Source organism: Mucilaginibacter ginsenosidivorax (genome assembly GCF_007971525.1).
Lineage (GTDB): Bacteria > Bacteroidota > Bacteroidia > Sphingobacteriales > Sphingobacteriaceae > Mucilaginibacter > Mucilaginibacter ginsenosidivorax.
On sequence record NZ_CP042437.1, the window covers coordinates 6,066,559 to 6,079,215 of the forward strand.

14 protein-coding genes are annotated in these 12,657 nt (G+C 44.6%); 6 read left to right on the forward strand and 8 right to left on the reverse strand.

Annotated elements, in window-relative coordinates:
* Positions 1 to 112 precede the first annotated feature (112 nt).
* From FSB76_RS25325 to FSB76_RS25335, 3 genes are all read right to left on the reverse strand, one after another.
* Positions 113 to 328: a hypothetical protein gene (locus tag FSB76_RS25325; protein ID WP_147058395.1), complete on the reverse strand. Its 216-nt coding sequence runs from the start codon at positions 326 to 328 to the stop codon at positions 113 to 115.
* A 107-nt stretch (positions 329 to 435) separates the two neighbouring features.
* Positions 436 to 837 carry a hypothetical protein gene (locus tag FSB76_RS25330; RefSeq protein ID WP_192910100.1) on the reverse strand — a complete coding sequence of 134 codons (402 nt, stop codon included), beginning with the start codon at positions 835 to 837 and terminating at the stop codon, positions 436 to 438.
* Positions 838 to 862: 25 nt separating this feature from the next.
* Positions 863 to 1,435, reverse strand: coding sequence for an RNA polymerase sigma factor (locus tag FSB76_RS25335; protein WP_225976305.1), 573 nt, complete (start codon positions 1,433 to 1,435; stop codon positions 863 to 865).
* A 657-nt stretch (positions 1,436 to 2,092) separates the two neighbouring features.
* On the opposite strand from FSB76_RS25335, the gene FSB76_RS25340 reads away from it, so the two are divergent.
* Positions 2,093 to 4,942 carry a TolB family protein gene (locus FSB76_RS25340; protein WP_147058397.1) on the forward strand — a complete coding sequence of 950 codons (2,850 nt, stop codon included), beginning with the start codon at positions 2,093 to 2,095 and terminating at the stop codon, positions 4,940 to 4,942.
* 107 nt (positions 4,943 to 5,049) lie between these two features.
* Here FSB76_RS25340 and FSB76_RS25345 read toward each other — a convergent pair whose 3' ends face one another.
* From FSB76_RS25345 to FSB76_RS25360, 4 genes are all read right to left on the reverse strand, one after another.
* Complete coding sequence (locus tag FSB76_RS25345) at positions 5,050 to 5,472, reverse strand: endonuclease domain-containing protein (protein ID WP_147058399.1); 423 nt, start codon at positions 5,470 to 5,472, stop codon at positions 5,050 to 5,052.
* 144 nt (positions 5,473 to 5,616) lie between these two features.
* Positions 5,617 to 6,372, reverse strand: coding sequence for a copper homeostasis protein CutC (locus FSB76_RS25350; protein WP_147058401.1), 756 nt, complete (start codon positions 6,370 to 6,372; stop codon positions 5,617 to 5,619).
* 127 nt (positions 6,373 to 6,499) lie between these two features.
* The gene (locus FSB76_RS25355) at positions 6,500 to 7,513 is read right to left on the reverse strand and encodes a N(4)-(beta-N-acetylglucosaminyl)-L-asparaginase (RefSeq protein WP_147058403.1); all 1,014 of its coding nucleotides are present in this window, start codon (positions 7,511 to 7,513) and stop codon (positions 6,500 to 6,502) included.
* A 197-nt stretch (positions 7,514 to 7,710) separates the two neighbouring features.
* Positions 7,711 to 8,127 (reverse strand): putative signal transducing protein, encoded by a 417-nt coding sequence (locus FSB76_RS25360; RefSeq protein ID WP_147058405.1) that lies wholly within the window; start codon positions 8,125 to 8,127, stop codon positions 7,711 to 7,713.
* A 58-nt stretch (positions 8,128 to 8,185) separates the two neighbouring features.
* Between FSB76_RS25360 and FSB76_RS25365 the strand changes: the two genes are divergently transcribed.
* The 5 genes from FSB76_RS25365 (at position 8,186) to FSB76_RS25385 (ending at position 11,080) form a co-directional block, all read left to right on the forward strand.
* Positions 8,186 to 9,154: a helix-turn-helix transcriptional regulator gene (locus tag FSB76_RS25365; RefSeq protein WP_147058407.1), complete on the forward strand. Its 969-nt coding sequence runs from the start codon at positions 8,186 to 8,188 to the stop codon at positions 9,152 to 9,154.
* 56 nt (positions 9,155 to 9,210) lie between these two features.
* Positions 9,211 to 9,561 carry a DoxX family protein gene (locus FSB76_RS25370; protein WP_147058409.1) on the forward strand — a complete coding sequence of 117 codons (351 nt, stop codon included), beginning with the start codon at positions 9,211 to 9,213 and terminating at the stop codon, positions 9,559 to 9,561.
* Positions 9,562 to 9,565: 4 nt separating this feature from the next.
* Positions 9,566 to 10,006, forward strand: coding sequence for an EVE domain-containing protein (locus FSB76_RS25375; protein WP_147058411.1), 441 nt, complete (start codon positions 9,566 to 9,568; stop codon positions 10,004 to 10,006).
* An 11-nt stretch (positions 10,007 to 10,017) separates the two neighbouring features.
* On the forward strand, positions 10,018 to 10,440 hold the full coding sequence (locus tag FSB76_RS25380; protein ID WP_147058413.1) for an SRPBCC family protein: 423 nt from the start codon (positions 10,018 to 10,020) through the stop codon (positions 10,438 to 10,440).
* Between the two features lie 172 nt (positions 10,441 to 10,612).
* Positions 10,613 to 11,080: a GyrI-like domain-containing protein gene (locus FSB76_RS25385; RefSeq protein ID WP_147058415.1), complete on the forward strand. Its 468-nt coding sequence runs from the start codon at positions 10,613 to 10,615 to the stop codon at positions 11,078 to 11,080.
* A gap of 176 nt (positions 11,081 to 11,256) precedes the next feature.
* Here FSB76_RS25385 and FSB76_RS25390 read toward each other — a convergent pair whose 3' ends face one another.
* On the reverse strand, positions 11,257 to 12,591 hold the full coding sequence (locus FSB76_RS25390) for a dihydroorotase (RefSeq protein WP_147058417.1): 1,335 nt from the start codon (positions 12,589 to 12,591) through the stop codon (positions 11,257 to 11,259).
* Between the last annotated feature and the right edge of the window lie 66 nt (positions 12,592 to 12,657).

Consider the following 12,657-nt stretch of genomic DNA (forward strand, 5'->3'; position numbering starts at 1 on the left):
TAATCCAGAACCTCAGAAGAAAGGTTGGGAAGGTTGTAAAGTTTTACTTGGTACGTTTTGTTTGGGTGTATAACCACTACGTATAACGTAAAACGTCACACGTACAACGTTATCAGTATTCCAGTTCCCGGCAATTTATCCCTGCGCCTATCAATAGCCTTTCGATGTAGCGGGGCGAAAGGTTGTCGGCCTCGATGCGTAATATATTATCGCAATCTTCCAGGTCGAAATTCCATTGGGCGATAGCCGGAATTTTGGTAAGCAAAGTGGTTACTTTGTTTACCTGCCTTTTTTCTTTAACGCTTGTTGAAAATACCAGGATGTTCATGTTTTAGTATCAAGTAGTTAGTATCAAGTATCAAGATTTTTTGGAGGATGGTTGTGGTAAGTAGTTTCATTTTTGAAACTACTTGCCACTCCCCATTCAACCACTCGCTATTCTCCTTTTTCTTCTGTCGATGCAAAATCATCCCATGGGCGGCGTCCAAATCCTCCATGGCCGTGATGGTCCCAGTTGCACATGCGGTCTTTTATTTTGGCTTTAAATTTTTCCTTCTCTTCGGGGCTCATGTTTTTAAAACGTTCTTCCATACGTTTGCGCATCCAGGGCGAGCCTCCGCGGGCCCATCCCGGTTTACTGCCCTTACCAAAACCAAACAGTATTTTGCATAGTATAAATATGCCCATGGCCTGCCAAAAGGTTATTACACCTACGTGCAATATTGCAGGCAGCAAGTTGTTCCATAACTGCATCACCACAAAACTGATGAGCGCCAGGATGGCGGCTGCTCCTATAGGGAACAGTATAAACCGCGCTTTATAAAATGATCTTTTCATTATCTTTTAATGTTTTAAATTCTTTTTAATATTCTGTTATTTCAAGGTATAACTGTTTAAGCCTTTTGCGCAGGTGCAGCACAGCGTAACGCTTGCGCGATACCAGGGTGTTGATATTTTGGCCGGTGCGGGTAGCTATCTCCTCAAACGGTACATCATCAAGCTCATGCCAAATAAAAACCTGTTTCTGTTCTTCGGGTAATTCATCCAGCGCCAAAAATAATTCGTCCCAAAACAGGTTGCGCAGGTATTCAGTTTCGGGTGTACTGGTTTCGGCAAACAGGATCGATTTAAAATTATCGGCATCCTCTTCATCGTCGTCGGTAGCAAGCATATCATCCAGCAGGGTTTCTGTCTTTTTTTTATGCTTATCGGTTATTTTGTTGCGGGCCACACGGTACAGCCACGCGCTTGTTTGCTCAATAGGCTCCGAGTTGATAACCGAACTAAACTGGTACCACACATCCTGCAGAATGTCTTCGGCATCGGCATCGTTGTTTACCCGCCGCCTTATAAAACTCAACAGGCTTTTACCATACTCTTTAATGGTATGTATAATATGACTGTTTTTGTCTTCGGGCATTACGGCTGTTATCAATTTATTATTCCTTTAAAGGTACAGACGATTGATGATTGAAAACATTTTAAATTATTTTGATTTTTTTGCGAGGGAATTTTTTGTGACGAGACAATCGGCTGGTAGCTCCTTCGTTTGTACCCATGACCTATTCGGTGTTACACAAACATTGGCTTTAAACGCTGGCTAAGACTCACCCGGCGAGGCTGCGCCCGCCACCCTCTCTCTTCGGCTTCGCCGGAAAGAGGGGCTTGAAATTTTATGAATTATTTTTTTGATTATACTTTGATATTCAGCGTTCAAGCCCCTCTTTACACCGCAGGTGAAGAGAGGGTGGCGGGCGCAGCCTCGCCGGGTGAGTCTTGGCCGCCATGCGATATACATCAATTCTCATTTAGAATTTCGTGAAATTTTACAACTCAAAGATGACTGTCTTTTATTTCTGAATGTCATTTCTCCTTCAGAGTTTCGCCAATCTTTACAACCCGGTAATTGACAAATCTTTAATGAACTTCCTACGCCTTCAGGCCCCATCGGGCTTAGCACCGGCAATCTCATTGTTTATACAAATGATTGCCAAAGTAAATCTTAAATTCACGGTGGCTAATTTGTTAAAAAAGGTAAAGCGGAAGCAATATCGTTGCTTAAATTACAAATTGTACTTACTTTCAACCCTTAATGAACAAACGCCCGTCTGCCTATAAAATATTACCCAAATTGCTGGCGCCATTGCTGCTTACCATAGCAACTACCGCCACAGCCCAGGAGTTTGGGGGCAATCCGCCATCTATCAAGTGGAAGCAGGTAAATACACCGGCAGCTAAAGTTATTTTTCCGTATGGCATGGATACCGCGGCTGTTAATGTGGCCAATATTGTGCAGCAAATGAACGGGTTTATAAAGCCTACTATAGGTAATAGGCAACGGCAAATTAGCATTGTGTTACAAAACCAAACTACGATATCAAACGCCTACGTAGGTTTGGCACCGTTCAGGAGCGAGTTTTTTTTAACACCCGAGCAAAATAGCTTTGATATAGGCAGCCTGCCCTGGCAACAGCAACTGGCCATACACGAGTTTAGGCATGTGCAGCAATACAACAATTTCAACGTAGGTTTATCCCGTTTTCTGCGCATACTTTTTGGCGAAGGCGGGCAAGCCCTGGGTAACGATCTATCGGTACCTAACTGGTTTTTTGAGGGTGATGCCGTGTTTAACGAAACCCACGTAAGCCAACAGGGCAGGGGGCGCCTGCCATACTTTTTTAACGGCTACCGGGCATTGTGGGCGGCGGGCAAAAATTATAGCTACATGAAGCTGCGCAACGGGTCGTACCGCGATTACACGCCCGATCATTACCCGCTGGGCTATATGCTGGTTTCGTACGGCAGGGATAAATATGGTGCCGACATCTGGAAAAATATCACACATGATGCGGCGGGTTTTTATACGGGTTTATATCCATTTCAAAATGCTGTAAAAAAATATACGGGTACCAGCTTTAAAGCATTTGCAAACCAGGGACTGGATTATTTTAAAGGACAGTTTGCTGCAGATATGCAAAATCAGCCTGTTAAAACAGCAGCCCCCAAGCACTTTGATGCCGACAGGGAGTCCCCGGCTTTTATAAACGACAGTACGCTCATCTACATGAAAAGCACTTACGATCATGTGCCGGCTTTTGTGATTAAAACAGGGGAGAGCGAGCGTAAAATAAGTACACGTTCTTACTCGCTTGATAATTATTTTGATTACCGTAACGGTAAAGTAGTTTATGCCACCTATCGCCCCGATGTCCGCTGGGGATATCGAGATTACAGCGAACTGGTGCTATTGGACGTAAACACAGGGCAGGAGAAGCGCATTACTACAAAGGCCAAATACTTTGCCCCTGCCTTTAGCGCCGATGGTAACAATATTGCTGCGGTGCAGGTTGGCCCGTCGGGTAAAAGCGAACTGCATATTTTGAATGCTGATGGTAAGCTGCTGTCAGTTGTGCCCAACCCGCAAAAGCTGTTTTATACTTACCCTAAATTTTACAAAAGTGACCAACTGCTTTCGGCAGTGCGCAATCCCGAAGGCAAAATGACCTTGGCCCTGATTGATATAGCCACAGGCGATGCTAAATATTTATTGCCTTTCACTTTTAACCCCATAGGTTTTACAGCGCTAAAAGGCGATACGGCATACTTTTCGACAGTGGCAGAGCGGCAGGACAGGCTGTTTGCCTTAATGATTAGCACTAATAAACTTTATGAGTTATTGCCAATGGCCAATGATGCCACCATAGGTAGTTATCAGCCGGCTGTTACCGATCATAAAATGGCCTGGGTGGGTTTTACCGCATCCGGCTACCAAATAACCGAGGCTAACCGCAAAGAACTGAAATGGATTGACGCCGGCGATTTATATGCCAATACCAATTTGCCCCTCATGGGGATACATGCGCTTGAAAAAGACAGTTCGGCCAATATGCTGGCCCGTGTTGATGATAAACCATTGCCGGTTTCAAAATATTCAAAATTGCATGGCCTGTTTAACTTTCATAGCCTGATCCCCAACATCAGCGACCCTAATTATTCGGTGGCTATTGTGGGCGAAAACGTTTTGAATACATTTCAATCGCAGGTGTCTTTTAATTACAATACTAACGAAGGTTATAAGGAGTTCAGCTTTGATGCCATATACGGTGCGCTGTTCCCGTACCTGGCTGCCGGTGCCGATTATACTTTAGATAGGCGGGGCTTTGCCAAAGGCCACTACGTGTATTGGAACGAAACCCAGCTACATGGCGGTTTACAAGTGCCGCTCAATTTTTCGCAAGGCAAAAACTTTACCGGCCTTACCATTGGCAGCGATCTGTATTTTAACCGTACCAGTTTCCAGCAGCCCTATGCCGCACTATATGCCGATAGGAGCTATACCTACCTCAATAACTACATATCGTTTAACAATCAAACCCAAAGGGCCCGCAAAAACATTTACCCCGCCTTTGCGCAAAGCATCAGCCTGAATTATAAGGCTACTGTTGCCGGTGCAAGCGCTGCGCAGTTACTGGCCTCGGGCTCGTTTTACTTCCCCGGCCTGGTTACCAATCATAGTTTTGTGGTTAGCCTGGCGCACCAGCAAAAGGGTAAGGATGATGTTATTAGTTTTTCTAACGATTTTCCTTTCAGCAAAGGCTACACTGCCCAAAACCTGGAGGATATGAACAAATTCGGCTTAACCTACCATTTCCCGATAGCCTATCCCGATGGAGGTTTTGGCAATTTGGTTTACCTGTTGCGCCTGCGCGGGGCTTTGTTTTTTGATTACACCCATGCCACGGCCAATAATTTTTACACCGATGGCAGCAGCTTTAAACAAAACTTCCGCTCGGCCGGCGGAACGCTGTTTTTTGATACCAAATTTTTTAACCAAAACAGCATCTCGTTCGGTATCAGGTACAGCCGTTTACTGGATGAAGACTTTTTTGGAGGAACCGGCAGGAACAGGATTGAGCTGGTATTGCCGGTGACGTTTTTTTAGGGGGGAGATGATAATAGCGATATAAGGGCAAGCAAAAACAGAGCCCTGTGCGATTCCCTCCCTCGGGAGGGTAGGGAGGGGTTCTACGCTATTAAAGTAACCGATAGTTATTTTAACAACTCTAAATCGAATTCGGGTGGTAATTTCATTTTAGGATTAACCTTAACGATGTCGACAATTGCGTTTTCAATGGTCCTTATAGTATTAAGCATATCATTTTTCATTTCAGATTCAGAAAATCGAATAAAAACTATCCCAAAGCCTTCCAGTTTTTGCTGCCGCAATTCGTCTTTTATAAATGCTTCCTCATAATTGTGCGACATGCCATCTATTTCTATAGCAAGCATCAAATCTTTACAATAAAAGTCGACTATGAAATTATCGATACAGCGTTGCCTGTCAAAATCAAAGCCCAAGACCTTATTGTTTTTTAATTCATTCCAAAGCAGCACTTCGCCAAAAGTCATATCCTTTCTAAGCTTTCGGGCTAAAGCTTTTAGTTTGGGATTATAAGGGATGATTTTGGACATTGATATTACGTTAGTTTGAAAGCACGCTTTGAGAAACCCTCCCTACCCTCCCGAGGGAGGGAATCGCACGTAGCCCGGCTCTTTTAGCTGCCGACAAAGGAATTAACATTCGTTGTCTTAACTCTTGATTCCTGCCTCTTGATTCTAATTCCTATTCGCCAGTTCAATTAACTTCTTTACCCTGTCAACACCGGTAACATCGGTAGTATATTCATCGCCGGGCGCGTCGCTCATCAAAATATGGTCGTTATGATATTCCATTTTGCTATGAACGGGTATACGTGCTGATGAATGTACCTCGGTTACTTTGGTAAAACGCACCAGGTCGGCAACGTTGGCTTCGTTTACACCGGCGCCAGGCATAATACTGATTCGGCCGGCGGCCTTTTCTACCAGGTGATTTAAAACGGTAACACCTTCCATTGCTGTGCTCTTACCGCCTGAAGTGAGAATCCGGTCGCAGCCTATTTCAATAATGTCTTCCAGTGCCTTATAATGGTCTTTACACATGTCAAAAGCACGGTGAAAGGTAACACCCAGTCCCCACTGTTTGGCAAGGCGCACCATTTCAATACAGCGCTCTTTATCTATAGCGCCATCGGCATGCAGGATGCCGATAACCACTCCATCGCAGCCAACATCGATGCAATAACGAATATCGGCCATCATGATTTCGTATTCCAGGTCGGTATATAAAAAATCGCCGGCGCGTGGCCTTATCAATACAAAAAGTTTAATATGCAGTAGCTTACGGGCCATTAGTATTTGCCCGTGCGATGGGGTAGTGCCCCCTTCTTTCAGGTTTTCGCAAAGCTCAACACGCACGGCGCCGCCTTCCTGTGCAGCCACAGCCGAAGTAACCGAATTAGCGCAAACTTCGAGAGAAACTTTATTGGTCATTTGAGGTTCGTATTTTCTGGTTCGAGGATCATGTTTTCTGGTTCGAGGTCCGGGTTGCCGGGTTCGAGATTGCATAGTCATCAACGAAACCATCATTGTTTAAGCCCTGCACCCGATCCTCGCACCTCTATTTATAATAACTCTTACCTGGTATCAATAAATCCTGTTGTTTGGCATCACAAACAGCGAACGAAAAGCCGCTTTGGATGGCATAGGCGCCATATTCGCCTTTTTTATTGATAGCTAAAAAGCCAACCTGGATTTGTTTGGCTGTTTCGGGTTTCTTTTTGATGATGCGGTGTACTGCTTCTTTACAGGCATCCTCGGGCGATAGGCCCTGGCGCATCAGTTCAACCACCAAAAAGCTGCCTACGTTACGTATCACTTCTTCGCCTACACCCGTTGAAGTGGCGCCCCCAACTTCGTTATCAACATACAATCCGGCGCCAATGATAGGGCTATCGCCCACGCGGCCATGCATTTTAAAAGCCATGCCGCTGGTGGTACAACCGCCGGATATATTGCCCTTGGCATCAATGGCCAGCATGCCAATGGTGTCATGATTGTATTTACCGCCGGGGCGGTTGCTGCCGTTTTCAATATTCATCACCGGGCTGTATTTGGCGGTTTTAAGCCATTCTTTCCAGGCTGCTTCAGCCTTTGGGGTCAACAGCTTTTCCTTTTTCATACCCTGCTCAACAGCAAATTGAGTAGCACCTTCGCCAACCAGCATTACATGGGGCGTTCTTTCCATTACCATGCGCGCAACAGATATGGGGTGCGCTATATTTTCCATCGCCGCAACTGACCCGCAGTTGCCCAACTCATCCATAATACACGAATCAAGTGTAACGTGGCCATCACGATCAGGCGTTCCGGTGCGTCCAACAGTGCCGTTGGTTATATCCAGTTCTTCGGGTACGCGTGCACCTGCTTCAATAGCATCCAGCGCACGGCCGCCTTTTTCGAGGGTTTTCCAGGCCTCCTTGTTGGCTAAAATTCCAAAATCCCAGGTGGATATCACGATAGGGAAATTAGCTTCGGGTTTTAATGAAACGGTTTTTGCTATAGCTGACTTTGAAAGTGCTGCTAACGAGGCACCTGCAGCTGATATTTTAATGAACTTACGGCGATTGTACATATCGCTAATATAGCTAAAACATGCAAAAAGTAAAGGGTCTCACCTAAATCCTCTCCAAAGGAAAGCCTCACCTAAATCCTCTCCAAAGCAGAGGACTTTAAAAGAATAGTTTAGTGTGTTTAAAACCAAGATGTTTTATACATCTCGAATCTGTAAATCAAGAACCCTCTCCTTTGGAGAGGGCAGGGTGAGGCTCTTTATTCAAAATCCTGCTGGCAATTAAAGCAATGCCATGCTTTGCTATTTATAAATGGCAGAATTGAAGTTATAACTGATTCAAACTTGCTGCGATCTGTCGGCCCAACGTTAGTTGACGCACAAAACGGACATATCACGACATCATTGGTTTCCTCATCCAGTTCTACGTGGTCAAGCTCGTGCATATCGCCTTCGGCGGCTAATATGGCGCGGCATCGCTCCAGGTCGCGTTCAAATATTTTGAGTTTGATGCCGCCTACAGCCTGGTTGTACAATGGGTTTGCGGTAAGTGTATTTTCGTCGGCAATAAAACAGGGAATTCCATTATCTTCCAGCTTGGTACGCACAATGTGGGCCAGCATCACATCGTAATAGTTTTCAAATGTTATGATTTTGTCGTCCTGTTTAAGAGCCATAAAGCTGATAATTGAAATAATAGTACAAATGTAACCCCTTTTTTGTTTAATTTGGTGTATGAACCGCATCGACCGTATATCTGCCATTTTGATCCAGTTACAATCGCGCCGGGTTGTTAAGGCCGGTGATATTGCCGAGCGCTTCAATATCAGCCTGCGCACGGTGTATCGCGATATTAAAACCCTGGAAGAGGCGGGTATCCCCTTGATAGGCGAAGCAGGTGTAGGTTACTCCATTATGGATGGCTACCGCCTGCCACCTGTAATGTTTACCCGCGAAGAGGCCACCGCCTTTTTAACGGCCGAAAAGTTTGTAGAAAAACTTACCGATGCCAGCACCAACGCGCAATATCAATCGGCCATGTATAAGGTGCGGGCTATTTTAAAAACATCAGAAAAAGATGCGCTTGAAAATCTGGACGGCAGCATTGAGGTAATGAAAAGCCACAGCCAGCGACGGGCGGCGGGTACTAATGATCACATTCAAACTATATTGGACAGCATTATTCATAAAAAGGTATTGTGTATTGATTACTTTGCCGCCCACAACCAGGAAAATACGCGGCGTGATATAGAGCCTGTTGGCGTGGTTTACCTGGATGCGTTCTGGCACCTGATAGCCTATTGCCGCCTGCGCAATGATTACCGCGATTTCAGGATAGACCGTATTCGTAAACTGGTGGTTACCGATAATAGCTATAACAGCAGCAAACACCCAACTTTAAAAGCCTACATTGCCCAAACTATTAAAGAAAAAGATTTGCAGATGGTAGTGATCAGGGTTGATAAAGAGATTTACAATTACCTTGAGCACCAGAAATATTACAGTGGTTTTATCTCCGAAAAAAACGTGGGTAATAAAATAGAGATGACGTTTTTAACCGCGTTTATTGAAGGCTTTGCCCGCTGGTATATGATGTTTGGCGACCATGCCGAGATCATTAAACCTGATACCCTGAAAGACAGGGTAGCCGAAATTATTACCGCCATTAGCCATAAAAATTTGCAGGAGTTAAATTCCTACTGACATACTGCTGTCATCGGCCCGTGTTTTATTTGTGCTGTAATCAAAATCTACAACACATGGAAATTAAAACAATCCTTATTTGGGTACTGCTTTTAGCATACGTGGTACCCGGCTACATTTTTGGCTTCCAGAAATTATTGGGTCAACAAGAAAAAGTACAACAATTTAAAGGCTGGGGCTACCCGCTATGGTTTATGCGTTTGCTTGGCTTTGTTGAGGTGCTGGGCAGCAGCCTGATGCTTTACGGCCCAACCCGCATGTACGGTATGGCATTGTTCCCGGTAATTTTGGCGGGTGCCGTTTATACACACATCAAATTCCGTGAACCCCAAAAAGAGGTAATGACGCCCGTTTATGTTGGGCTGCATTTATTGGTCATATTTTTGTTAACCCTATCAATAGCTTAATATTATGAAATACTGGATAACCGTAGTTTCAAAAGATCATATTACCCGCGGCGTGGCCGGTGGGTTTATGCAAGCCAATCATGGCAAACAAGGGCCGCTTACCCGTATGGCAACCGGCGATTGGGTAATCATCTATTCGCCTAAGAAGAGTATGGATGGAGACGAAAAACTCCAGGCCTTTACAGCTATAGGCCAGGTTGCCGCCGATGAGATATATCAATATAAAATGAGCGAAGATTTCAAACCTTTTCGCCGCGATGTTACTTACTATAAATGTAATGAAACGCCGATAGTACCCCTGGTAGATAAATTGAGCTTTATGCCTAATAAACAATCATGGGGTTATCCCTTCCGCTTTGGTTTTTTTGAATTGCCGGGGCACGATTTTGAGCTGATAAAAAAACACATGTTAACAAACGAACCAACACCAATAAACAATAAATAAAACACTTCATTATGGAAAAGCTAACGTTAAAAACCGAAATTAAATTTAAAGCCCCTGCTGCTAAAGTTTGGCAAGGCCTTACCGACCCGGCGATGGTAAAAGAATACTTTTTTGGCACCAATTTAGAATCGACCTGGAAGGTAGGAGAGCCGATTAAATTCAGCGGCGAATGGGATGGGCATAAATATGAAGACAAGGGAACTATCCTGGAAATTGAGCCGGGCAAATTTGTTACATACAGCTATTGGAGCAGCATGGCCGGTACCGAAGATAAGCCCGAAAACTATGCCAATATCACTTACAGCCTGGACGAAGAAAACGGCGAAACCACTTTAACTATTATTCAGGATAATATAAAAAACCAGGAAGCCAAAGATCACTCTGAACAAAACTGGCAGGGTATGTTTGACGGTTTGAAAAAGATGATTGAGTAAGACTCCACTCGTCATTGCGAGGTACGAAGCAATCCCCGACATGCTAAGCCCCGCATAGTTCGGGATTGCTTCGTACCTCGCAATGACGGTTTGTAATGATGAATAATAATATTAAGTAAACTATATAATAAATTGACTAAAAGTTAATTATAAACCAGTATAACAAATAGTAATGACAGCTATAACAGCAAAAACGCATCTTAAAGGCTTCTTTTTGGAAGGTATTTCGGTACGTACAACAAATCAAAATGGACAGTCGGCAAAAGACATTGGCGAGCTATGGGGCCGGTTTATGGCTGACAATGTGCTGCTGCAGATTGAAGACAGGATAACAGACGAGATATACTGTGTATACACCGATTATGAAAGCGATTATACAGGCTTTTACACCGCGGTATTGGGTTGTAAAGTAAGTTCGCTGGATAACATACCCGAAGGGCTGATAAGCCTTATAGTGCCAGCCGCTGACTATGTGAAATACGTTGCCAAAGGCCGCCTGCCCGATTGCGTGGCCGAGGCCTGGCAAAACATATGGAGCAGTGATTTAGATAGGAAATACATTGCCGATTTTGACGTTTGGGGAACCAAAGCCCAAAACCCGGAAGATGCTGAAGTGGATATATATGTTGGGGTTGTCTAAATCAGAATTCACAGAATTTAAGAATTTACAGAATGTGTTTTGAATGAAAATTGATGTTTGTCATTTTTAGATTGCTCCGCCCCTTTCTAACGATGTAACTTTCCGATATTTTTCTGCCGCTTTTCCACTCCAGAAAATTCTGTAAATTCTGTAAATTCTGCAAATTCTGATTCAGACTACCTGCTAAAATTCAGCCGTTTACCGGTCTCACCTTCTACCAGGCTTCCGTTGGCGTACACAATATTGCCTGATACCAGTGTGTAAGCTATCCGCGAGCGGAAGGTAGTGCCTTCAAAAGGGCTCCAGCCACATTTATATAAAATATTGGCCTTGTTTACGTTCCAGGGGTTATTCAGGTCAACTAAAGCCAGGTCGGCCCAGTAGCCTTCGCGGATAAAGCCGCGCCTGTCAATCTGGAAACAGGTAGCCACATTATGCGCCATTTTTTCGGCTATTTGTTCAAGTGTAATTTTACCGTGGTGGTAAAGCTCAAGCATGGCCGGCAGCGCGTGTTGCACCAACGGACCGCCCGAAGGTGCCTGTAAATAAGGCTGTGCTTTTTCTTCGATGGTATGCGGGGCGTGGTCGGTGGCTATTACATCAATACGTCCATCTAAAACAGCCTGCAAAATAGCGTCTCTGTCGCTTTCTTTTTTCACGGCCGGGTTCCACTTAATCAGGTTGCCTTTAGTCTCGTAGTCGGCATCTGTGAACCACAGGTGGTGCACGCAGGCCTCGGCAGTAATGCGTTTGTCTTTAAGTGGGGTGGTATTATCAAAAAGGTGCGTTTCAAGCGCGGTTGAAATATGCAGGATGTGCAGGCGTGTATTGTGCTTTTTAGCAAGGTCCACCGCCATTGATGATGATAGGTAACAAGCCTCGGCGCTACGGATCTTTGGATGAAGTGTCACCGGTATATTATCGCCCAGTAGTTGTTTGTAATGGTTAAGGTTGCTTTTAATGGTGGCCTCATCCTCGCAATGCACTGCTATCAGCATAGGCGAATTAGCAAAAAGGTTGTCTAAAGTTTGCGGATTATCTACCAGCATATTTCCCGTTGACGAGCCCATGAAAACCTTAATACCACAAACATTGGCGGTATCGGTGCGAAGTACCTGGTCCAGGTTGTCGTTAGATGCCCCCATGAAAAACGAGTAATTGGCCAGCGAGTTACGCGATGCAATGTCGTATTTATCTTGCAGCAACTCCTGTGTTAACGTGTTAGGCACCGTATTGGGCATCTCCATAAATGATGTAATACCGCCTGCAACAGCTGCACGCGATTCGGAATGAATATCGGCCTTGTAGGTAAGCCCCGGTTCGCGAAAATGCACCTGGTCGTCAATGCAGCCAGGGAAAAGATAAAGCCCTTCGGCATTTATAACTTCATCGGCATGGGTATCAATTTGCGGGTCTATCCGGTCAATCAAACCATCTTTAATCAATACGTCGGCTACAAATTGCCTGTTTTCGTTAACTATTGTTGCTGATTTAATGAGGATTGTAGCCATATAGGATTTCGGATTTGGGATGTTCGAGTTCGGATTTTTATTGGGCAAATTTAGAATTTAGGGGGA